20 protein-coding genes, 1 tRNA gene and 2 pseudogenes are annotated in these 22,357 nt (G+C 64.3%); 7 read left to right on the top strand and 16 right to left on the bottom strand.

Annotated features, from left to right (window positions below; all coding sequences use genetic code 11):
• Positions 1-23: 23 nt before the first annotated feature.
• From Lysil_RS09640 to murJ, 9 genes are all read right to left on the bottom strand, one after another.
• Positions 24-614 carry a hypothetical protein gene (locus Lysil_RS09640; RefSeq protein WP_103076003.1) on the bottom strand — a complete coding sequence of 197 codons (591 nt, stop codon included), beginning with the start codon at positions 612-614 and terminating at the stop codon, positions 24-26.
• Positions 615-686: 72 nt separating this feature from the next.
• On the bottom strand, positions 687-2,075 hold the full coding sequence (gene radA / locus Lysil_RS09635; protein WP_103075387.1) for a DNA repair protein RadA: 1,389 nt from the start codon (positions 2,073-2,075) through the stop codon (positions 687-689).
• Positions 2,076-2,261: 186 nt separating this feature from the next.
• Positions 2,262-2,528: a hypothetical protein gene (locus tag Lysil_RS09630; RefSeq protein WP_103075386.1), complete on the bottom strand. Its 267-nt coding sequence runs from the start codon at positions 2,526-2,528 to the stop codon at positions 2,262-2,264.
• A 37-nt stretch (positions 2,529-2,565) separates the two neighbouring features.
• Positions 2,566-2,641, bottom strand: a tRNA-Thr gene (locus tag Lysil_RS09625).
• 49 nt (positions 2,642-2,690) lie between these two features.
• Entirely contained in the window at positions 2,691-3,641 is a 951-nt protein-coding gene (gene ispH / locus Lysil_RS09620) for a 4-hydroxy-3-methylbut-2-enyl diphosphate reductase (RefSeq protein WP_103075385.1), read from the bottom strand.
• Positions 3,642-3,643: 2 nt separating this feature from the next.
• Positions 3,644-4,147 carry a signal peptidase II gene (gene lspA / locus Lysil_RS09615; protein WP_103075384.1) on the bottom strand — a complete coding sequence of 168 codons (504 nt, stop codon included), beginning with the start codon at positions 4,145-4,147 and terminating at the stop codon, positions 3,644-3,646.
• Positions 4,147-6,984: an isoleucine--tRNA ligase gene (ileS, locus tag Lysil_RS09610; protein WP_103075383.1), complete on the bottom strand. Its 2,838-nt coding sequence runs from the start codon at positions 6,982-6,984 to the stop codon at positions 4,147-4,149. The genes lspA and ileS overlap by 1 nt, the downstream gene beginning before the upstream one ends.
• 10 nt (positions 6,985-6,994) lie before the next feature.
• Positions 6,995-7,972 carry a bifunctional riboflavin kinase/FAD synthetase gene (locus Lysil_RS09605; protein WP_103075382.1) on the bottom strand — a complete coding sequence of 326 codons (978 nt, stop codon included), beginning with the start codon at positions 7,970-7,972 and terminating at the stop codon, positions 6,995-6,997.
• Between the two features lie 70 nt (positions 7,973-8,042).
• Positions 8,043-9,632, bottom strand: coding sequence for a murein biosynthesis integral membrane protein MurJ (gene murJ, locus Lysil_RS09600; RefSeq protein ID WP_103076002.1), 1,590 nt, complete (start codon positions 9,630-9,632; stop codon positions 8,043-8,045).
• A 149-nt stretch (positions 9,633-9,781) separates the two neighbouring features.
• Between murJ and rpsT the strand changes: the two genes are divergently transcribed.
• Positions 9,782-10,051, top strand: coding sequence for a 30S ribosomal protein S20 (rpsT, locus tag Lysil_RS09595; protein WP_103075381.1), 270 nt, complete (start codon positions 9,782-9,784; stop codon positions 10,049-10,051).
• Between the two features lie 88 nt (positions 10,052-10,139).
• On the opposite strand, the gene cgtA is transcribed toward rpsT, so the two are convergent.
• From cgtA to rplU, 3 genes are all read right to left on the bottom strand, one after another.
• Positions 10,140-11,201, bottom strand: coding sequence for an Obg family GTPase CgtA (gene cgtA, locus Lysil_RS09590; RefSeq protein ID WP_103075380.1), 1,062 nt, complete (start codon positions 11,199-11,201; stop codon positions 10,140-10,142).
• A 136-nt stretch (positions 11,202-11,337) separates the two neighbouring features.
• The gene (rpmA, locus tag Lysil_RS09585; protein WP_103075379.1) at positions 11,338-11,595 is read right to left on the bottom strand and encodes a 50S ribosomal protein L27; all 258 of its coding nucleotides are present in this window, start codon (positions 11,593-11,595) and stop codon (positions 11,338-11,340) included.
• A 12-nt stretch (positions 11,596-11,607) separates the two neighbouring features.
• On the bottom strand, positions 11,608-11,925 hold the full coding sequence (gene rplU / locus Lysil_RS09580; RefSeq protein ID WP_103075378.1) for a 50S ribosomal protein L21: 318 nt from the start codon (positions 11,923-11,925) through the stop codon (positions 11,608-11,610).
• Between the two features lie 219 nt (positions 11,926-12,144).
• Here rplU and Lysil_RS09575 point away from each other — a divergent pair, with 219 nt between their 5' ends.
• The 3 genes and pseudogenes from Lysil_RS09575 (at position 12,145) to Lysil_RS09565 (ending at position 17,034) form a co-directional block, all read left to right on the top strand.
• Positions 12,145-13,614, top strand: coding sequence for an OmpA family protein (locus tag Lysil_RS09575; RefSeq protein WP_103075377.1), 1,470 nt, complete (start codon positions 12,145-12,147; stop codon positions 13,612-13,614).
• A gap of 163 nt (positions 13,615-13,777) precedes the next feature.
• A pseudogene (gene uvrA, locus Lysil_RS09570) lies at positions 13,778-16,624 on the top strand (excinuclease ABC subunit UvrA); the annotation flags it as partial.
• An 8-nt stretch (positions 16,625-16,632) separates the two neighbouring features.
• The gene (locus tag Lysil_RS09565) at positions 16,633-17,034 is read left to right on the top strand and encodes an acyl-CoA thioesterase (protein WP_103075375.1); all 402 of its coding nucleotides are present in this window, start codon (positions 16,633-16,635) and stop codon (positions 17,032-17,034) included.
• Positions 17,035-17,326: 292 nt separating this feature from the next.
• Here the strand turns inward: Lysil_RS09565 and Lysil_RS09560 are convergent, their stop codons facing one another.
• Complete coding sequence (locus tag Lysil_RS09560; RefSeq protein WP_103075374.1) at positions 17,327-17,776, bottom strand: copper chaperone PCu(A)C; 450 nt, start codon at positions 17,774-17,776, stop codon at positions 17,327-17,329.
• Between the two features lie 30 nt (positions 17,777-17,806).
• On the opposite strand from Lysil_RS09560, the gene Lysil_RS09555 reads away from it, so the two are divergent.
• Positions 17,807-18,568: an enoyl-CoA hydratase/isomerase family protein gene (locus tag Lysil_RS09555; RefSeq protein ID WP_103075373.1), complete on the top strand. Its 762-nt coding sequence runs from the start codon at positions 17,807-17,809 to the stop codon at positions 18,566-18,568.
• 9 nt (positions 18,569-18,577) lie between these two features.
• Here Lysil_RS09555 and Lysil_RS09550 read toward each other — a convergent pair whose 3' ends face one another.
• From Lysil_RS09550 to Lysil_RS09540, 3 genes and pseudogenes are all read right to left on the bottom strand, one after another.
• Complete coding sequence (locus tag Lysil_RS09550) at positions 18,578-19,423, bottom strand: sulfurtransferase (RefSeq protein ID WP_103075372.1); 846 nt, start codon at positions 19,421-19,423, stop codon at positions 18,578-18,580.
• 4 nt (positions 19,424-19,427) lie between these two features.
• Positions 19,428-20,242 (bottom strand): annotated as a pseudogene (locus Lysil_RS09545) (NUDIX hydrolase).
• Between the two features lie 77 nt (positions 20,243-20,319).
• Positions 20,320-21,024, bottom strand: a complete 705-nt coding sequence (locus Lysil_RS09540; RefSeq protein ID WP_103075371.1) for an FKBP-type peptidyl-prolyl cis-trans isomerase N-terminal domain-containing protein — start codon at positions 21,022-21,024, stop codon at positions 20,320-20,322.
• Between the two features lie 145 nt (positions 21,025-21,169).
• On the opposite strand from Lysil_RS09540, the gene Lysil_RS09535 reads away from it, so the two are divergent.
• Together Lysil_RS09535 and Lysil_RS09530 are read left to right on the top strand one after the other, a co-directional pair.
• Positions 21,170-21,952 carry an enoyl-CoA hydratase/isomerase family protein gene (locus Lysil_RS09535; RefSeq protein WP_103075370.1) on the top strand — a complete coding sequence of 261 codons (783 nt, stop codon included), beginning with the start codon at positions 21,170-21,172 and terminating at the stop codon, positions 21,950-21,952.
• A 25-nt stretch (positions 21,953-21,977) separates the two neighbouring features.
• Positions 21,978-22,349: a hypothetical protein gene (locus Lysil_RS09530; RefSeq protein WP_103075369.1), complete on the top strand. Its 372-nt coding sequence runs from the start codon at positions 21,978-21,980 to the stop codon at positions 22,347-22,349.
• Positions 22,350-22,357: the final 8 nt, after the last annotated feature.

Below are 22,357 nucleotides of genomic sequence, written 5' to 3'. Positions count from 1 at the left end.
GGCTTCAATCCGCGCTCGCTACGCTACTGGAATGTTTCGAAGTGGCGCAGGATCCATGACGCCTGATAGGCCAGCGCCAGGATGACGGATGCGGCCTGGAAACGCGGATTGGCGCTGCGCATCGCCATCAGGCACAGCGCGACGTGGATGGCGGCGCGTAACGGATATTCGATCCCGTACGCCGCGAAATATCCGGCGCCCTTGATCAGCGTGTCGCCGAGATCCAGCACGAACAATGTCGCCAGGGCACCAAAAATCCAGGCGCGCCGTGACATGAAATAGTCGCGATATCCCGCGTACTCATCGAGATTGTCCGGAAACAGCAATGCGCACAGCAGGAAATAGACCGTCGCATAGACGATCAGGAAGACGTAATAGACGAACTTCCAGTCATGCAATTGCGCGAGCCGGAATTCCCACCACCAGAAATTGATCAGGGCGAGGAACATCCACAAGGCCCAGCCAAGATGCACCCAATAGACCTTCTTTTTCCCCGGATGCTGGATGATCCGGGCCACGCCGGTCAGCAGGCGCGTCAGGCCCATGCCGGCGACCAGCGAAATCAACACGCGGATATGGTTGAACAGTTGCGGATCCACTTGCGGTGATTGCATCGTCATTCCTCGCCCGAATGCTTCGCGGAATGAATAGCACCCGCCAGCGGGCGCGACAAGCCAGCGGCGTTTTCAGGCCGCTTCCAGCGCGTCCGCCAGGCGTTCGACCGCGATCACTTCCATGCCCTTGTACGTGCCGGCCTTTGGCGCGTTCGCCTTGGGCACGATCGCGCGCTTGAAGCCATGCGTCGCCGCTTCCTTCAGGCGTTCCTCGCCATTGGGCACGGGACGGATCTCCCCCGACAATCCAACCTCGCCGAACGCGATGGTTTTCTCCGCCAACGGCTGGTTGCGCAGCGATGACAGCACCGCAAGCAACACCGGCAGATCGGCTGCGGTTTCCTGCACGCGGATGCCGCCGACGACATTGACGAACACGTCCTGGTCCGACGTCAGCACGCCGCCGTGGCGATGCAACACCGCCAGCAACATCGCCAGGCGATTGCCTTCGAGACCGACGGCGACGCGACGCGGATTCGACAGCGGCGAGCCATCGACCAGCGCCTGCACTTCCACCAGCAACGGGCGCGTGCCTTCGCGCGTCACCATCACGCAACTGCCGGGCTGGCGGGCACTGCCGCCGGACAGGAAGATCGCGGACGGATTGGGTACTTCGCGCAGGCCCTTGTCGCCCATCGCGAACACACCGAGTTCGTTCACCGCGCCGAAGCGGTTCTTGAACGCGCGCAGCACGCGAAAGCGCGATCCAGAATCACCCTCGAAATACAGCACGGCATCGACCATGTGCTCGAGCACGCGCGGTCCGGCGATGCCGCCTTCCTTGGTGACATGTCCGACCAGGAACACCGCGGTGCCGGTTTCCTTGGCATAACGCACCAGTCGCGCCGCGGACTCGCGTACCTGGCTTACCGATCCCGGCGCGGCAGTCAGCGTGTCCGTCCACAAGGTCTGGATCGAGTCGGCGATGATGAAGCCCGGCCGCGCCACTGCGGCTTGTTCGAGAATGCGTTCGACGCAGGTTTCAGCCAGCGCTTCGAGGCCATCCAGCGACAGACCGAGCCGCAACGCACGGCCCGCGACCTGGGCAAGCGATTCCTCGCCGGTGACGTACAGGCCGCGCGATCGCCCGCTCATCTCCCCCAGTGCCTGCAACAACAACGTCGATTTGCCGATGCCGGGATCGCCGCCGATCAGCACCACCGCACCTTCCACCAAACCGCCACCGAGCACGCGATCGAACTCGCCGATGCCGGTCGAGGCGCGCTGGATTTCCGATTGCTGCACGTCCACAAGCGGCGTGATCTTCGCGGCATCGATCTTCCCCGCCCAACTGCCGCGACGCGCCGGCGCCGCGCTCGTGGCCGCAGCAGCATCCAATGCGATCTCGGACAAGGTGTTCCAGGCGCCGCAAGCTTCGCACTGGCCCTGCCATTTCGGGTAGTCGGCGCCGCAACTGGTGCAAACATAGGCGGTGCGCTTGCGAGGACTCGGCGATGCCATGACGGACTCCGTGGGGATGCCGCCAGTATCCGGCTTGTGGTCGCATGGCGCGAGATCGCCAAACGCCAGGCTGAAGAATCCCGTTGCCGAGGGGATCGGCAAATTCCAGGCAAAAAGAACCCCTCGTTTCCGAGGGGGGTGTTAGAAAGCGAAAGTGGTACGGATCAGGCTTGCGCCCTCACCCCATTAAACACTATCCGGGGATGCCGTGGCTTGCGCGCGCTGTTGCAGCACTTTCTCGGCCTGGGCATCCGCCGCCACCCGATGCTGCAGGGATTTGCACAATTCTATCCCTGCGGTGGTCAGACGCAAGCCAAACTCGTCGTCTTCGATCAAGCCGCTTTCAACCATGCGCTGGCGGATTTCGCAGTCGCCATGGGTCAACTCGATCCGTTGATCGATCCTGTGGAGGACGTCCAGCAGCGCCAGATCCTCGAGCGAGATCGGATCCATGTATGGATTCCCTGCCTGTGGATTTGAAGGATGGAACTGGTGCCGGAAATAGGAATCGAACCTACGACCTACGCATTACGAATGCGCCGCTCTACCAACTGAGCTATTCCGGCTTGGCCGGATATCGTACGGGCCGGAGCCGATCTGGTCAATTATGGCCGCTCAATCTACCAGGCGCAGGCGCAGTTCCTTGGGCAGCGCGAACACCATGTCCTCGGGCTCGCCCGAGAGCTCGCGCACGCCACTGCCACCGAGTTCGCGCAGGCGCGCCAGCACGCCCTGCACCAGCACGTCCGGGGCCGAGGCGCCGGCGGTCACGCCGATGCGATGCTTGCCTTGCAGCCACGCCGGATCGATCTCGCCGGCATCGTCGATCAGGTAAGCCTCGACGCCTTCGCGCTCCGCCAGCTCGCGCAGGCGATTGGAATTGGAGCTGTTGGGCGATCCCACCACCAGCACCAGATCACATTCCTGCGTCAGGTCGCGCACCGCATCCTGGCGATTCTGGGTGGCGTAGCAGATGTCGTCGTTGCGTGGCCCCTGCATGGCCGGGAAGCGCTCGCGCAAGGTGGCGATGATGTCGCGGGTATCGTCCACCGACAGCGTGGTCTGCGTGGTGTAGGCGAGGTTGTCGGGCTGCGTGATCAAGATCGCGCGCGCGTCGTCGATGTCCTCGACCAAGTGGATGTGTCCGCCGCCGCCATTGGCATGCCATTGCCCCATCGTGCCTTCCACCTCGGGATGACCAGCGTGGCCGATCAGGATCATGTCGCGTCCGGAACGGCAATGGCGCGCGACTTCCAGATGCACTTTCGTCACCAGCGGGCAGGTGGCGTCGAACACCTTCAATCCGCGGCGGTCGGCTTCCTCGCGCACCGCCTTGGACACGCCATGCGCGGAGAAGATCACCGTCGCGCCATCGGGCACTTCGTCCAGTTCCTCGACGAAGATCGCGCCGCGCTGCTTCAGGTCATCGACCACGAATTTGTTGTGCACGACTTCGTGGCGAACGTAGATCGGCGCGCCCAGTGTTTCGATCGCGCGCTTGACGATCTCGATGGCGCGATCGACGCCGGCGCAGAATCCACGTGGATTGGCGAGCAGGATGTCCATCGTTACGGCGTCTTGTCCTTGCGGGATGAACCGCCGAGCAGTCCAAACAGGATGATGCCAGCCGCACCACCGACAATGGCTGAATCGGCGAGATTGAATGCCGGCCACACGTGGTCGCCGACGTACCACTTGATGAAGTCGATGACGTGGCCGTGCAGGATGCGATCGATCACATTGCCGATGGCACCGCCGATCACCAGTGCGTACGGCAGCGCCGTCTTCCACTCGCGTCGCGGCGTGCCGATCAGTGCATAGGTCAACGCCGCGCTGATGATCGCGGCGAGCGCGCTGAACAGCCAGATCTGCCAGCCGCCGCTGTTGGCGAGGAAGCTGAAGGCGGCGCCGGTGTTGTAGGTGCGATACCAGTTCCAGAAACCGGGAATCACCGTGACATCGGTGAATTCCGGCAGGCTGCGCAGCACCCACGCTTTGCTCCATTGGTCGAGCACGACCACCAGCGCCGACACCAGCAACCACGGCAACGCATTTGGTTTGGCGAACTTCATCAGAAGAATCTCCGGGTTTCGCCGGCACCATCGACATTCTCGATGCAACGACCGCACAGTTCCGGATGTTCGGGATTCGTGCCGATGTCGCCACGGTGCTGCCAGCAGCGCACGCACTTCGGCTTGGTGGTTTTCGTCGCCAACACCGATGACACCTTCCCGCCACTCTGCACCGTGACATCGCCGCTGATGAAGAAGAAGCGCAATTCATCGGTCATCGGCGCCAGCCATGTGTGCATGGTTTCATCCACGCTCAATACCAGTTCGGCTTCCAGTGCCGCGCCGATTTCGCCGGCGGCGCGCATCGGTTCCAGCGCCTTCGCCACCTGTTCGCGCAATTGCAGTAGCGCGTCGAACTGGTCGGCGGTCGGCGTAGCGTGCGCCGGGAGTTCGGCCAGCCCTTCGTACCAGGTCGCCATTTGCACACTGTGCGCGTGCGGGCCGGGCAGCTGCGACCAGATTTCCTCGGCGGTGAACGACAGGATCGGCGCCAGCCAGCGCGCCAGCGCTTCGGCGATGTGATGCATCGCGGTCTGCGCGCTGCGACGACCACGCGAATCTTCCTGCATGGTGTACAGGCGATCCTTGGTGACGTCGAGATAGAGCGAACCGAGATCGATGCTGCAGAAGTTCATCAGCAGCTGCACCACTTCCGCAAAATCGTAGCGGGCGTACGCCGCGGTGATCTGCGCCTGCACCTGCGCCGCGCGATGCACCGCCCAGCGATCGAGCGCGACCATCTCGTCGAGCGCAACTGCGTTCTTCGCCGGATCGAAGCCGCTCAAATTGCCGAGCAGGAAGCGCGCGGTGTTGCGGATGCGGCGATAGGCGTCGGCGGTGCGCTTGAGGATTTCCTGCGACAACGACATCTCGTTGCTGTAGTCGGCGGAAGCGATCCACAGGCGCAGGATGTCGGCGCCCAGCGTCTTGATGATCTCCTGCGGTTCGATCCCGTTGCCGAGCGACTTCGACATCTTGCGACCGTGCTCGTCGACGGTGAAACCATGGGTCAACACTTCGCGATACGGCGCCGCCTTGTCGATGGCGATCGCCGCCAACAGCGACGACTGGAACCAGCCGCGATGCTGGTCGGAACCTTCAAGATAGAGATCGACCGGCAGTTCGTAACCGCGCGCCTTGACCACGCACTGGCTGCTGACGCCGGAATCGAACCAGACGTCGAGGATGTCGCGGACCTTGTCGTAGTGCGCGGCTTCATCGCCGAGCAAATCGGCGGCATCAAGCGCGTACCAGGCATCGACACCGCCCTGCTCCACCCGCTGCGCGACCTGCTCCATCAGCTCGACGCTGCGCGGATGCGGCTCGCCGGTTTCGCGATGGATGAACAGCGCGATCGGCACGCCCCAGGTGCGCTGGCGCGAGATCGTCCAATCGGGACGGTTCTCGATCATGCCGGCGATGCGCGCTTCGCCCCACTCGGGATACCACTTCACGCCGGGGATCGACGCCAGCGCATCACGACGCAAATTCGCCTGATCCATCGAGATGAACCACTGCGGCGTGGCGCGGAACACGATCGGCGTCTTGTGGCGCCAGCAATGCGGATAACTGTGCTTGAGCGGCGCGTAGGCGAGCAGCGTGCCGTTGCCGCGCAGGCCTTCGACGATCACGTCATTGGCCTTCCAGATATGCAGGCCGGCGAGCTGGATGTCGCCGAACGGCGGCGTCGACGGCAGATAGACGCCGCGACCATCAACGGGATTGAGTTGCGCCAGCGTGTAGCGATCCATCAAGCCGTATTTCAGCGAGACCTGGTAGTCCTCCTGGCCGTGGCCGGGCGCCGTGTGCACCGCGCCGGTGCCGTCTTCGTCCGAGACGTGATCGCCGACGAGGATCGGGATTTCGCGCTCGGCATAGAACGGATGCTGCAACAATTCGTTTTCGAGCTGGCTGCCGCGGGCGTGGCCGTGCGCCACCACTTCGAGCACCCCGTAGCGATTGAGCGCCTTCTCCGCCAACGCCGAGGCCAGCACCAGCCAGCGACGGCGACCCTCGTGGCGCGGGCCTTCCACCAACGCGTATTCGATGTCCGGACCGAGCGACACCGCCAGCGATGCCGGCAACGTCCACGGCGTGGTGGTCCAGATCGGCACCGCGACTTCGACGCCTTCCGGCAACTCGGCGCCGAACAATGCGGCCAATGCCTTGGGATCGCGCGCGCTGTAAGCGACGTCGATCGCCGGCGAAGTGCGATCGGCGTATTCGATCTCGGCTTCGGCCAGCGCCGATCCGCAATCGAAGCACCAGTGCACCGGCTTCACGCCGCGCGCGAGGTGGCCGTTTGCCACGACCTTCGCGAGCGCGCGGATTTCGTCGGCTTCATACTTGAAGTCGAGGGTGCGATACGGATTGTCCCAATCGCCAAGAATGCCGAGGCGCTTGAAATCGTTGCGTTGGATGTCGATCTGGCTCAGCGCGTATTCGCGGCATTTCTGCCGGAATTCGACGGCATCAAGCTTGACGCCGACCTTGCCGAATTTCTTCTCGATGGCGATTTCGATCGGCAGGCCGTGGCAATCCCAACCCGGGATGTAGGGCGCATCGAAACCGGCCAGCGACTTCGACTTGACGATGATGTCCTTCAGCACCTTGTTGACCGCGTGCCCGAGATGGATCGCGCCGTTGGCATACGGCGGACCATCGTGTAGGAAGAAACGCGGGCGATCTTTCGCGGCTTCGCGCAGCTGGTGATAGAGACCTTCCTGCTCCCAGCGCGCCAGCATCAGCGGCTCACGCTTGGGCAAGTCGCCGCGCATCGGGAAATCCGTCGCCGGCAGCAGGATCGTGGATTTGTAGCGGTGTTCGTTGTCGCTCATCGTCTCGTCTTCACTTCAATGCAGGCGTCGTCGACGACTGCTGCAACAGGGTACGCGCGCTGGCTGCATCGCGCTGCATTTGCGCGGTCAGCGCATCCAGGCTTTCGAATTTTTCCTCGTCACGCAGCTTGGCGACGAATTCCACTTCGATGTATTTGCCGTAAAGGTCGCCATCGTCGCTTTCAACAGCCGAATGGCTGTTCCAATCGAACAGATGCGCTTCCAGCAGCGGCTCCACGCCATCCACCGTCGGCCGCGTGCCGAAGCTCGACACCGAAGGCCAGGGGCGACCGCCGACACCATGCACCCAGGTGGCGTAGATGCCCTGCAATGCCGGCTTCTTGTCGAAGCGCAGATTGGCGGTGGGAAACCCCAGCGTGCGCCCGAGTTGCTTGCCGCGCACCACGCGCCCGCCGATGGTGTACGGGCGACCAAGCAAGCGCGTCGCCGTGGCGAAATCGCCAACCGCGAGTGCCGCACGGATCGCCGAACTCGACACGCGTTCGCCTGCCAATGTCATCGGCGCGATGGCTTCGGCGACGAAGCCGGCCTGCGCACCGCGATCGTGCAGCACCGCCAAATCGCCACCACGACCGCGCCCGAAACGGAAATCGGGACCGACCAATACTTCGCGCGCGTGCAGGCGATCGACCAGGATGCGATCGATGAATTCGATGGCGTCCAGTTGCGTCAGCCGCGCGTTGAAACGCAATTGCCCGACGATATCGACGCCCATCGTGTCCAGCATGCGCAAGCGCGCGCCGGGCAACATCAATCGCGGCGGCGGATCGGCGGGCGAGAAGAATTCGCGTGGCAACGGTTCGAAACACACCACCGCCGCCGGCAGGCCGAGTGCGCGTGCGCGCTCCACCGTGCGTTCGATCAAGGCGCGATGGCCGAGATGCAGCCCATCGAACGCACCGACGCAGGCCACGCAACCTTGCGGGCTTACGGCCGGGCCATCGATGTCGCGGAACAGTCGCAGCATGTGGGCGCCCGCGACGGCGGGCGAAGCATTTTTCGGGGATTCGCAAGTATAGCGGCCGCTCACGTCGGACTCAGTGCTCGCGGAAATGGGACGGACGGAAGCCCAGTGCCAGCATCGACGCGCCGTAGATCGCGCCGCCGCCTGCGACCAGCAGCCCGAGCCAGACGATCCGATCCAACGCCGGCGCAAGGGTGAAATCGGGCGCGAAATGCAGGCCAGCCAACAGAAACGCTGCCATCGCGACATTGGCGATGCCGACACGCCACAGGAAGGATTTCCAGCCCGGCTGGGCGTCGTAGACGCCCGCCTTGACCAGCCAGCGCCATAGCAGAATCAGGTTGAGATAACTCGACAGCGCACTGGCAAGGCCCAGCGCGAAGTGCAGCCCCGGGTGCGTCGCCAGCGTTTCCGCCAAGCCGCCGGTTTTCGCCGACGCCGGCAACCTCACGTAGAGCAGCGCCAGCAACAACGCGGTGAACACCATGTTGGCAATCAATGCGGTGATGCCGGCGCGCATCGGCGTGCGCGTGTCCTGTCGTGCATAGAACGCCGGCAGCACCGTCTTCACCAGCGCGAATGCCGGCAGGCCGAAGCTGAGGCCGAATACCGACAGCGCCGCCATCCGCGTCGCGAACGCATCGAACTTGCCGTGCTGGAAGATCGTCGCGACCAGCGGCACCGACAGCAGCATCAAGCCAAGCATCGCCGGGACGATGATCATCAGGGTCGAACGCAGGCCCCAGTCCAGCGATTTTGAGAACCCGACGCGGTCGGTGTTGACGTGGTGGCGCGCCAGCGTCGGCAGGATCACCGTGCCGAGCGCGATGCCGAACACGCCCAGCGGCAGTTCGAGGAAACGATCGGCCGCCGACAGCCAACTCTGCGAACCGGGCGCCAATTTGGCAGCGACGAAGGTATCGAACAACAGGTTGATCTGCGCCACCGACGAACCGATCAGCGTCGGCCCCATCAGGCGCATCACCTTGCGCACATCGGGCTGGTTCCAGCCCCAGCGCGGCATCGACAGCAAGTCAAGCTTGGCCAGCGCCGGCATCAGGAACAGCAGTTGCAGGATGCCGGCGGCGAACACCGCCCAGCCCATCGCCATGATCGGCGGCTGCGCCAGCTTCGATCCCCACCATGCTCCGGCGATCATGCAGATGTTGAGGATGATCGGCGCCAGCGCCGGCAGTCCGAAACGCTGGTAGCTGTTGAGCGCGCCCGCCGCCAGCGCGGTCAGCGACACGCATAGCAGGAACGGGAAGGTCCACCACAGCAGGTGGACGATGAGTTCGTGCTGGCCCGGAACCGGCTTGACGGTGTTGGAGAAGGCATCGGCGAACCACGGCGCCAGCAACATGCCCAGCGCAGTGACGATCAACAGCACGCCACCCAGCGTCCCGGCCGTGCTCGCCACCAACGCCTTGAGGTCGGCGTGGCTGCGTTTTTCCTTGATCTCGGTGAACACCGGCACGAAAGCGGTCGAGAACGAGCCTTCGGCGAACAGGCGGCGCATGAAATTGGGAATGCGGAACGCCACCCAGAAGGCGTCGGTCATCGCCCCGGCGCCGAACGCGGCATTGAAACTGGTGTCGCGCACCAGCCCGAAGATCCGGCTGAGCATGGTCATGCTGCCGAACGACAGGATCCCACGGGCCATGCTGCGCTGGCGGGGTTTTGCCGCCGGTTCCCCGCTCATGCCCGGCCCCTTGACTTGACTGGGGTGAATGGGCCTGCCATACTTTTTGGTCTCGCATTCCGCGACATCAATACTTCCCGTCTTTTCAGACCGATTTTCAGGGTTACATCGTGGCCAACATCAAGTCCGCCAAGAAGCGCGCCAAGCAGACCGTCGTCCGCAACGCTCGCAACAACAGCCAGCGCTCCATGCTCCGCACTGCCGTCAAGAAGGTGCTCAAGGCGTTGCACTCCAATGACGCCGAAGGCGCTACCAGCGCGTTCGCATCGGCCCAGCCGCTGCTCGACCGTTTCGCCAGCCGTGGCCTGATCCACAAGAACAAGGCTGCGCGTCACAAGAGCCGCCTGAACGACCGCATCAAGGCCCTCAAGGCCGCCTGATCCGGTGATCGCGCCGTAGCGGCATCGTGATGCCGTTGCAGCCGCAAGGAACCCCGCCATGTGCGGGGTTTTTTCGTGCCCGCGCGACTCAGGGAACATGCGGCGTCGTGGCGTCGTTTTGCGCCTGCTCGAGCTCCTCGCGGCGCAGTTCGTCGAGGAAGGCCTGGATCTTCAACATCACCTCGCGCGTGCCTTCGTGGGCCAGCCCCGACACGATGAACCACGGCGCCGTCCAGCCGAGATCACCGATCACCTTGCGCGCCTGTTCCTGCGCGTCTTCGTGGGTGAGCAGATCGGCCTTGTTGAGCAGCAGCCAGCGCGGCTTTTCCATCAACCCGGCATCGAACTTCGCCAGCTCGTGCTCGATCGCGCGCACCTGTTCGGCGGCATCACCACCATCCAGCGGCTCGATCTCGACCAGATGCAGCAATAGGCGCGTGCGCTGGATGTGGCGCAGGAACAGCGCGCCGAGGCCAGCGCCATCGGCCGCGCCTTCGATCAGGCCGGGGATGTCGGCAATGACGAAACTCTTGTGTGGCTCGACGCTGACCACGCCCAGGTTCGGATAGAGCGTGGTGAACGGGTAATCGGCCACCTTCGGCGTCGCCGCCGAGACCGCGCGGATCAGGGTCGACTTGCCGGCGTTGGGGAACCCGAGCAGGCCGACGTCCGCCAGCAATTTCAGCTCCAGCCGCAGATCGCGCTCTTCGCCTGACGTGCCAGGCGTGGACTGGCGCGGCGAACGATTGATCGAACTCTTGAAATGCATGTTGCCGAGGCCGCCGTTGCCGCCCTGCGCCACCAGCAGGCGCTGGCCGTGGCTCGTCAGGTCGCCGATCACCTCGTCGGTGGCGACATTGGTGACCACGGTGCCGACCGGCACCCTGATCGCCAGATCATCGCCGGCCTTGCCGTACATCTGGCTGCCCAGGCCGTTTTCGCCGCGCTGGGCGCGGAACATCTTCTGGTGGCGGAAATCGACCAGCGTGTTGAGGTTCTCGTCGGCCTCCAGCCACACGCTGCCGCCGTTGCCGCCATCGCCGCCATTGGGGCCACCCAGCGGAATGAACTTCTCGCGCCGGAATGCGACGCAGCCGTTGCCGCCCTTGCCGGCGGTCACGATGATTTCAACTTCGTCGACGAGTTTCATGGGCAACGGATATCCGGAGAACGGTGAGCTTATCGCTTTTGCAAGTCGTCACTGCGAAGCGGGGGTGACAACAGGGAGAAACTAAAAACCCCGCCGGAGCGGGGCTTTCAGAGGAACGGCATCTCCGGGGAGATGCTTATGCGGCCACCACGCTGACGGTGCGGCGCTTCTGCGCGCCCTTCACCGCGAACTCGACCTTGCCATCGACCAGCGCGAACAGCGTGTGGTCGCGACCGAGGCCGACACCTGCACCCGGATGGAACTGGGTGCCGCGCTGGCGAACGATGATGTTGCCGGCTTCGATGGCCTGGCCACCGAAGATCTTCACGCCGAGGTATTTCGGGTTGGAGTCGCGGCCGTTGCGCGAGGAACCTACGCCCTTTTTATGTGCCATGACTGCGTCTCCTTAGTTCTTGCCGCCGGCAATGCCGGTGATTTCGATTTCGGTGTAATGCTGGCGGTGACCCATCTGCTTGCGATGGTGCTTGCGGCGACGGAACTTCACGATCTTCACCTTGTCGGCGCGGCCGTGGCCGATCACCTTGGCGGAGACGGTGGCGCCCTTCAGCGCATCGCCCAGCTTCACGCCTTCGCCATCACCCAGCAGAAGCACCTGGTCAAAGGTGACTTCATTGCCGGCTTCGACTTCCAGCTTTTCGACTCGCAGGGTTTCGCCCTGCATCACGCGGTATTGCTTACCGCCCGTTACAACAACTGCGTACATGACCAAGCTTCCTTTGTTGTTATCGTGGTCCAGCGCGCGGCAAGCGCACTGAACCCGGAATTATAGAAGATCGGGCGATCCCCGCGCAACTGACCCGTCACCGGGGTTTCACGGGGCGCGGGGATGATCGGCGGCGCATGGCGGCTGGACGGGACGCCGCAGTCCGCAGGAAGCGGTCCGACCATGCCCCCTCACCCAATCTGAACAGGAAGTGCGCCCATGTTCGATAGCATCCTGCAAGACGTGGCGACCCGCTACGGGATCAGCCTGGAGAAGGCCAAACAGCTGCTCGGCATGCTGGTGGCCGTCATTTTCAACGAAAAACGCGGTGGCCCGGCCGGCTTCGTCGACCTGTTCCGCAGCCACGGCCTGGGCGACCTGATCGCCTCGTGGATCGGCCACGGCCCCAACCAGGCGATCAGCCCGGCCCAGCTGGAATCGGTGCTCGGCAGCGACACGGTCGGCCATATCGCCCAGCACGCGGGCGTGGATGCCGGAACCGCCAGCACCGCACTGAGCGCGATGCTGCCCGAGGTCTTCCACACCCTGACCGAGGATGGCCAGATTCCGGTCGGCAGCGCCATTCCGGAACGCCTGCACGGCTATCTGGGCGGAATCGGCGATTTCATGCACGGTATCGGCACCGGCGTCATCGGTGCGGGCGCGGGCGTGATTGGCGCCGGCACCGCTGCAGTGGGCGCGGTTGGAGCGGCCGGTGGCAAGGCGGTCGATGCGATCGGCGGCCTCGGCAATCGCGCCACAGCGGCCGCGACAGGCGGCAGCGGATCCAGTGGCAGCAGCAAATGGCTGCCGTGGGTGTTGCTGGCAGCGCTGGTGGCAATCGGACTGTTCCTGCTGAGCCGCTGCAACAAGGCTCCGGAGCCGGCGACATCGGCACCGGCCGTCACCACTCCAAGCGACACAGCCAAACCGGCCACGGCTGCCAGCGCGCAACCTAGCCTCAAGATCGACAACCAGGATGGCTCGGTGAATGTCGGCGGCCAGTTGGTCGATGCCGACAAGACGCGCCTCGCTGACGCCCTGAAGCAGACCTTTGGTGCCGACGCAGTGAAGGGCGACATCAGCGCCGATGCCACGACCGCGCCCGCCGGCTGGCTCGACAAGGTCATCGCGGTGTTGCCCGACCTCAAGGCCAAGGGCGTCAAGTTCGCGATCGATGGCGACAAGGTGAAGATCGATCTCTCCGGCGTGCCGGAAGGCGATCGCGCCGCGCTGTCCGACAAGATCCGCGATGCCTTCGCCGGCTTCGAGATCAGCGGCCTGTATGACAAGGGCGCGGACGCCCTGTCGAAGCTCAAGGACGGCTTCAGCGCCGATGATCTGGTCAAGGCACTCAGCCTGATGGGCATCCGCTTCGACACCGGCAAGGCCACCATCACCAAGGACAGCCTCGAAATCCTCACCAAGGCCGCGGACACCATCAAGCGCGCGCCGGCCGGAACGAAGATCGAGGTCGGCGGCTACACCGACAACACCGGCAATGCGGCGGCGAACATGAAGCTGTCGCAGGAACGCGCCGACGCCGTGGTCGCCAAGCTCAAGGAACTGGGCGTCACCGACGGCATCCTCAGCGGCAAGGGCTACGGCCAGGACAAGCCGGTCGCCGACAACGGCACGGCGGATGGTCGTGCCAAGAACCGTCGCATCGAGTTCACCGTGGCGAAGTAATCGCGAGATGGTTCGAATGGACGGGGCGCTTCGGCGCCCCGTTTTCGTTGGGGCGACTTTGGGCGGTCGCGGCGAATGAGACTTGCGCCGGGCACGATTGCCCCCACCTGTATTGCGGGGCTACGCTAGGCGATTGCCCTCTCCTCCTCCCTCAGGATTGCCGATGGCGATTGACACCATCCGCGTGCGTGGCGCGCGGACCCACAATCTCAAGAACATCGATATCGATCTGCCGCGCGACAAGCTGATCGTGATCACCGGCCTGTCGGGATCGGGCAAGTCATCGCTGGCGTTCGACACCATCTACGCCGAAGGCCAGCGCCGCTACGTCGAATCATTGTCGGCGTATGCGCGGCAGTTCCTGTCGATGATGGAAAAGCCCGACGTCGACCACATCGAAGGCCTGTCGCCGGCGATTTCGATCGAACAGAAATCGACCAGCCACAATCCGCGCTCGACCGTCGGCACCATTACCGAAATCTACGATTACCTGCGCCTGCTGTATGCGCGCGTCGGCACGCCGCGTTGTCCGGATCATCATTTCCCGCTGGAAGCGCAGATCGTCAGCCAGATGGTCGACACCGTGCTGGCGATGGCGAAAGACCCCAAGCTGGCCGAACAGCGCTGGATGTTGCTGGCGCCGGTGATCCGCGATCGCAAGGGCGAGCACGCGCAGGTGTTCGAGCAGTTGAAGGCGCAGGGCTACGTGCGCGTGCGCGTCGATGGTGCCATCTACGAAATCGATGCGTTGCCGACACTGACGCTGCGCCAGAAACACACCATCGAAGCCGTGATCGATCGCTTCAAGGTGCGCGAGGACATCCGCCAGCGCCTGGCCGAATCGTTCGAGACCGCCCTCAAGCTCGGCGAAGGCATGGCGATCGTGCAGAGCATGGATCACGCCGATGCCGCGCCGCTGCTGTTCTCCTCCAAATATTCCTGCCCGGTCTGCGATTACGCGCTGCCGGAGCTGGAACCGCGGCTGTTCTCGTTCAATTCGCCGGCCGGTGCCTGCCCGAGTTGCGATGGCCTCGGGGTGACGCAGTTCTTCGATCCCGACCGCGTGATCGGCAACCCCACACTGTCACTCTCGGCCGGTGCGGTGCGCGGCTGGGATCGCCGCAATGCCTACTACTTCTCGATGGTGCAGTCGCTGGCGAAGCACTACGGCTTCTCGGTGGACACGCCGTGGGAAGACCTGCCGAAGCGCGTGCGCGAAGTGATCCTCAATGGCAGTGGCGACGAAGCCATCACCTTCCACTATGTCGGACCGCACGGTCGCAAACAGCGCAAGCACGAATTCGAGGGCATCCTCCCCAACCTCGAACGCCGCTACAAGGAAACCGATTCGCCGGCGGTGCGCGAGGAGCTGTCGAAGTACGTCAGCGAACGCGCCTGCCCGGTGTGCGAAGGCTCGCGCCTGAATCGTTCCGCGCGCAACGTGTTCGTGGCCGAACATCCGATGCACGACATCGTGCACCTGCCGGTCGGCGACGCGATGACGTTCTTCCAGACACTGGAATTGCCCGGTTGGCGCGGCGAGATCGCCAGCAAGATCGTCAAGGAAATTGGCGAACGCCTGCGCTTCCTCGTCGATGTCGGACTCGACTATCTGACGCTGGAACGCAAGGCCGACACCCTCTCCGGTGGTGAAGCGCAACGCATTCGTCTTGCTTCACAGATTGGCGCTGGACTGGTCGGCGTGATGTACGTGCTTGATGAACCGTCGATCGGCCTGCACCAGCGCGACAACGAACGCCTGCTCGGCACGCTGACGCGACTGCGCGATCTCGGCAACACGGTGATCGTGGTCGAACACGACGAAGACGCGATCCGCCTCGCCGATCATGTCGTCGATATCGGCCCCGGCGCCGGCGTGCATGGCGGCGAAATCGTCGGGCAAGGCAAGATCGCCGACATCCTGAAGTCGCCGCGTTCAATCACCGGCGATTACCTGAGCGGCCGCCGTGCGATCGAGGTGCCGAAGAAGCGCCACGAACCCAATCGCAAGATGCTGCTGAAGCTGCGCGGCGCCAACGGCAACAACCTGAAGAACGTCGATCTGGAAATTGCGGCCGGGCTGTTGACCTGCATCACCGGCGTCTCTGGTTCCGGCAAGTCGACGCTGATCAACGACACCCTGTACGCACTGGCTGCCAACGAGATCAATGGTGCCTCGCACAAGCCCGCACCGCACAAGGACGTCAAGGGCCTCGATCTGTTCGACAAGGTGGTCGACATCGACCAGTCACCGATCGGTCGCACGCCGCGCAGCAATCCCGCGACCTATACCGGGCTGTTCACGCCTTTGCGCGAGTTGTACGCGCAGGTGCCGGAAGCACGCGCGCGTGGCTATGCGCCGGGACGTTTCAGTTTCAACGTGCGCGGCGGCCGCTGCGAAGCCTGCCAGGGCGATGGACTGATCAAGGTCGAGATGCACTTCCTGCCGGACGTCTACGTGCCCTGCGACGTCTGCCACGGCAAGCGCTACAACCGCGAAACGCTGGAGATCCTCTACAAGGGCCACAACATCCACAACGTGCTGGAGATGACGGTCGAGGACGCGCTGAAGCTGTTCGAACACGTGCCGGTGATCGCGCGCAAACTCGAAACACTGGTGGATGTCGGGCTGTCGTACATCAAGCTCGGGCAGTCGGCGACCACGTTGTCCGGTGGCGAGGCGCAGCGCGTCAAGCTGTCGAAGGAACTGTCGCGACGCGATACCGGACGCACGCTCTACATCCTCGACGAACCGACCACCGGCCTCCACTTCCACGATATCGAGGCATTGCTCGCGGTGCTGCACCGCCTGCGCGACGAAGGCAACACGGTGGTGGTGATCGAACACAACCTCGATGTCATCAAGACCGCCGACTGGATCATCGACCTCGGTCCCGAAGGCGGTGGCAAGGGCGGCGAGATCATCGCGCAAGGCACGCCGGAAGAAGTCGCGAAGATGAAGGCCTCGCACACCGGGCGTTTCCTCGCGCCATTGCTGAAGAAGAAAAAGGGCTGAACATGAGCAACGCTTTCGTCATTCCGATCGAACTGCGCTGGCGCGATCTCGACGCTTTCAATCACCTCAACAACGCGACATATCTCAGCCTGCTGGAAGAAGCGCGCATCCGCTGGTTCGCCCAGCTCGGCGAGCCATGGGTGACGGAGGAATTCGCGCCAGTGGTGGCGTCATCGACGCTCAACTACCGCGCGCCGGTGAACTATCCGGCGACGCTGCAGATCGAGCTGTTCAGCGAACGCATCGGCGAAACCAGCGTCGTGATCGGACATCGCATCAAGGGCGAAGACGGCCGCGTGCATTGCGATGGCAATGTGGTGGCGGTGTGGATCAACGTGAAGAGCGGCAAGCCGCGTGCGCTGCCGGAAGGTGTGCGGCGGGCTGCGGAGCGGTTGGTGGGGTGATCGCACGCGCTGGCTGGTGTTGCCGGAGTTCCTCGCACTCGCTGGCTGGCGTGGGTTGTGGCGAGTAGCGAGAGCAACAGCGCGCACGCTGTGACTTCATCGCAGCGACGAAACACTACAACGCCCGGCAGCGCCTGCGCGGTGGGTCCCTATGGCCGACCATTCCGCCGCATGGATGCGGCGGCTGAGCCTACATGGACGTATTCACGGCGTGTCGGCGATAGGGACACCCAAGCGGGCGCACGCCGGGCGCGATAAAGCTGATCCCTCGCCATGCTCGGGACGACACCAGCTACTCGCCCATCGCGCGCACGACAAAATCGCCGCTGAATCCCGCGCTTTTCCCGGTGACAAAACGCAGCGTGACATGATCGCCCGGGCGCAGCGGACGCTTCGGCTCCATCAACATCAAATGGATGCCGCCCGGCTTCATCTCCATATCGCCGCGCGCCGGAACCGGCATCGACGGCACCGCACGCATCTTGCTAATGCCATCGACCACGCGCGTCTCGTGCAGGCTGACGTCGCCGTAATCGGCACTCCCCGCGCCGATGATGGTGATCACCGCGCCGCAGGGATTCTCGATGCGTCCGAACCCGGCGTGCATCGGCATCCCGCCCGGCACCAGGCGGATCCAGCCATCGCGCACCACGGGGGCACATGCTTCGTGATTGCCGCGCGCGAACGCCGGCAACGACAGACAGACGAGTGCAAGGACGAGTAGCGTGCGCTTGATCTTCATCCGCCTATGATACTGAGCTTGCCCCAGCGGATGCACTCCATGCTCGACCTCCACGATCACGCCGGAACCCGCACCATCACCTTGATGCGCGCCCCGGTGAATGCACTGAATCCCGCGCTCTGCGACACGCTTTGCAAGGCGATCACGCAGGCGGTGGCCGATGGCTGCGACGGCATCGTCCTGGCCGGTGGCGCGAAAGTGTTTTCGGCCGGTCTCGACGTCCCGCACCTGATGTCGCTCGGCAAGGATCGCACCGCGTTGCATGCGGCATGGGAATCGTTCTTCGCCGCCTCGCGCGCATTGGCGGAATGCCCGATTCCCGTGGCTGCAGCGATCACCGGTCATGCACCGGCGGGCGGCTGCGTGCTGGCGTTGTGCTGCGATCATCGCGTGATGGCGCAAGGACCGTTCCAGATCGGCCTCAACGAAACCCAAGTCGGACTCGCCGTACCGGAAGGCATCCAGCGCATGTTGCGGCGCGTGGTCGGCGTGCATCGCGCCGAACAACTGCTGCTGCGCGGTGCGATGGTCGATGCGGAAACGGCACTCGCGATCGGGTTGGTGGATGAACTCGCCGCGCATGGCGATGTCGTCGCCGCCGCGAACAACTGGCTCGCCGGCCTGCAGGGATTGCCGCGCACACCGATGTTGCGCACCCGTGCGATCGCCCGCGCCGACTTGATCGAAGCATTGACGCCGCAACACATCGGGCTCGATGCGATGCTCGATGCCTGGGAACATCCGGACACGCAGGCCGCGCTCAAGGCGCTGCTGGCGAAACTCGGGAAGTAAGCCCGCGAATCAGCCGCCGGTCGCTATCGGCCGCGCGTCATCGCTGATCCAGCCACTCCATGATCCGGTATAGAGCTTGGCGCCAACCAGTCCGGCATGCGCCATCGCCAGCAGGTTGTGGCAGGCGGTGACGCCGGAACCGCACATCGACACCATGTCGGACGGCGTGCGCCCGGACAGCAGTTCGGCGAATTCCGCGAACAACTGTTGCGACGACTTGAAGCGCCCATCTTCGCCGAGATTGCGCGCGAACGGACGATTCACCGCGCCGGGCACGTGACCGGCCTTGCGGTCGAGCGGCTCGACATCACCACGAAAACGCTCTGCTGCGCGCGCATCCACCAGCAGGCCACCGTGTTCCAGATGCGCGGCGACATCGTCGTGCGAGAACAACAGCGAATGATCGAACGTGGCCGGATACGATGCAACGGCGCGAATTTCCGGCAAGTCCGTCGTCACCGGATAACCCAGCGCATTCCAGCGCGCGAATCCGCCATCGAGCACCGCGACCGCGGAATGCCCCAGCGTGCGCAACAGCCACCACGCCCGCGCCGCGAACATGCCCTGGTCGGCGTCGTAAACGATCACTTGCGTGTCTGGCGTGATCCCCCATGCCCCCAGCGTGCGCGTGAAGTCGTCGTCGTGCGGCCATGGATGGCGACCTTCGCCCTGCACGCGCATGTCGGAGAGGTCGCGTTCGAGATCGGCGTAAAGCGCGCCGGGAATATGGCCAGCGCGATACATCGTCTCGCCGGCGCTGCGGTCGCTGAGCAGCACGCGCGCATCGAGCACGACCCACGCGGGATCGTCGAGACGCTGCAACAGGGTTTCGCAATCGATCAAGGTGGTGAACATCGGTTTACTCCAGTCGTTGCCGCAGTTCGTCCAGCATCATCGCGCTCGCACCCCAGATGCGGTGTGGCGACAGCGACGGCGGCAATCGGTATTCAAGGATGTGGCGAACGTCATCACCCATTTTCATCTCGACCTGACCGAGATTGGCGGGATCGCGCAAGGCGTCGAACGACACTTCGAAAGCATCGGCAACTTCGCGCGGATCGGGTTTGGCGATGTGACCGGGATCGATCCACGCGATGATCGGTGTCACCCGGAATCCGCTGACCGTGGCCATGGGATCGAGCGCGCCCAGCGGATGAATCAGCGCGGCGGGAATGTCGAGTTCCTCGCGGGTCTCGCGTAGCGCAGTCACGATCGCCGTGGCATCGCCGGGATCGCGGGCACCGCCGGGAAACGCGACCTGGCCGCCGTGGTGGCGCAGGCGATCGGTGCGCAGGGTCAGCAACACCTTCCAGCCATCATCGCGCGGCACCAGCCCGATCAACACCGCCGCTTCACGGAAGGTCTCGATGCCGAACCATGCGCGCATCAGTGGCGCGTTGGCGCCCTCGCCCGTCGGCAACGCATCGAGTGGATGGAGGACGCGGCGCAATCGCCGCAACAACGGATCGTCGTCTCTATCGCGCGTCATGTCCGCGCCGCCGCGCGTGCCGGGATCAGTTCGTCGATGACGTGCAGGCGCAACTGCGGCGACATCACCATCCAGCCACCGATTTCATCGAGCGTGCGCAGGCAGCCTTCGCACAGGCCGTCATCGCCCATCTCGCACACGCCGACGCAAGGCGAGAGGATCGGCAATGGCAGCGCGGCGTTCATCGCGCCATTCTCCCATCCCGTGCCCACAAACGAAAACGCCGGCACTGGGCCGGCGTTTCCACACTCGACCGCGTCGATTACTTGACGCTGTTGAGCTTGACGTCGAACTGCACGGCGGCATTCGGCGGCATGCCGGTGCGCGGATCGGCGCCGAACGCCTTGCTCGGCGGCAAGGTGATTTCCCACTGCGAACCGGCCGGCATCTGGGTGATGGCTTCACGCAGGCCTTCGACCTGCACTTCGCTCAGCTTCATCGCCGGCGCCTGTTCCAGCTTGGCGCCTTCCGGCGGACGCTGACCCATGAAGAACGGGCCGGCGAACGCGACGGAGATGGTGCTGCCCAGCGCCGGACGCGCGCCGGTGCCGGCGGTGACCACGCGGTACTGCACGCCAGACGGCAGGGCCTTGACGCCCGGCTTGGCCTTGTTGGCGGCCAGGAACTGGTTGCTCTTGGTCAGGTTGGCGGCGGCGGCCTTGTCGTATTCGGCCTTGGCCTGCTGCGCACGCGCTTCCTGGCGGCGCTGGAAGGCTTCCATCACCGGCTTGGCCTGCGCTTCGGCGAGCGCGGGATCCTTCTTGGCGTAGGCATCCTGGATGCCCTTGACCGCCGAGTTGATGTCGATCTGCTCGCCGCTGTCCTGGACCTGTGCCAATTGGCCGCCAAGCTGGTATCCGAAGACATAGCTGAGCTTGCCCTTGTCGGTCGTCATGTCCTGGGCGCTGGCTGCCCCGGCCGTCATCGTCAAGGCCGCAAGTACGGCGGCCAGGGTACGCATCTTCATCGAAACAACACTCCTTGGATGGTCTGGCGTCCCGACGGACGTCAGGAAGCGCGGGTAGCATAATCGCCTACGGCCTCGACCGCGACTATGGATGGACAGCGCAATCGGCCGGAAAGTTCCCATTCAGTCATCCGGACCCCGCCCCATGCCCGATTCTCCCCTCCTGATCGCCGACCAGGACGCCGTGCGCCTGATCCGGATCGACCGCCCGGACAAGCTCAACGCCTTGAATTCCGCGACCATCGCGGCGCTGGACCTGGCCTTCGCCGAGGCCATCGCCGACCCCGCGGTGCGGGTGATCGTCCTGACCGGATCGGGCAACAAGGCCTTCGTGGCCGGGGCCGACATCTCCGAAATGAATGGGCTGACCCCGACCGAAGGCCGCGATTTCTCCCTGCGCGGGACGCGGATGATGCGGCGGATCGAGCGCGCGCCCAAGCCGGTGATCGCGATGGTGAATGGCTTTGCCCTCGGTGGCGGGCTGGAGCTGGCGATGGGTTGCCATCTGCGCATCGCCGCCGATAGCGCCAAGGTTGGCCAGCCGGAAATCAATCTCGGGCTGATCCCGGGTTTCGGCGGCAGCCAGCGCCTGCTGCGGCTGGCGGGACGCGCGGCGACGCTGGAGCTGTGCCTGACCGGCGCGGCGATCACAGCCGAGCGTGCATTGCAGCTCGGCATCGTCAATCGCGTGGTGCCGGCGGCCGATCTCGAAGCGGAGACGATGAAGCTGGCGCAGCAACTGGCGAAGGCGGCACCGCTGGCGCTGCGCGGCCTGCTCGACTGCGTGAACATCGGCGAGGATTGCGCGCTGGAAGAAGGGCTGGAATACGAGTCCGCGCAATTCGGCCTGGTGTTCTCCACCGACGACATGCGCGAAGGCACCACGGCCTTCATGGAAAAACGCGCTGCGGAGTTCAAGGGACGCTGATCCGGTGGCGAGTGCGAATTGCCCGTTGTGTGCGGATGGAAGCGCGATCGATCCGGCGCGATTGCGCGACGTGGTCGCTGCGCTCGATGCCGGCGATGTCGACGCCGCGCTGGAATCCGGATTGATGGAACTTGCCTGCGCCGACTGCCTCGATCGCGCCAAAGTTGAACTCGGTGATCGCGAACGCATCCTCGTCGCCGCGGTGAAATTGCGTTTCGCCTGGGATGCACGCGAACGCTATCGTGCGCGCCAGCATCGTCTCGCCGAGCGTGCACGCAGGCGCGATGCGCGTCGTGCGCAGGCGTCATCACCCGATGTTTCATCGTCAACGCCTGCCCTGCCAACAGCCGCAGCGAACGCGCTCGCAAAAGCGCTGGCACGCGCAAAGGGGCAGTGATGGCGCAG

Origin of the sequence: Solilutibacter silvestris, assembly GCF_002895945.1 — a bacterium.
Classification (GTDB): Bacteria; Pseudomonadota; Gammaproteobacteria; order Xanthomonadales; family Xanthomonadaceae; genus Solilutibacter; species Solilutibacter silvestris.
This window is presented reverse-complemented; position numbering and strand designations above follow the sequence as displayed.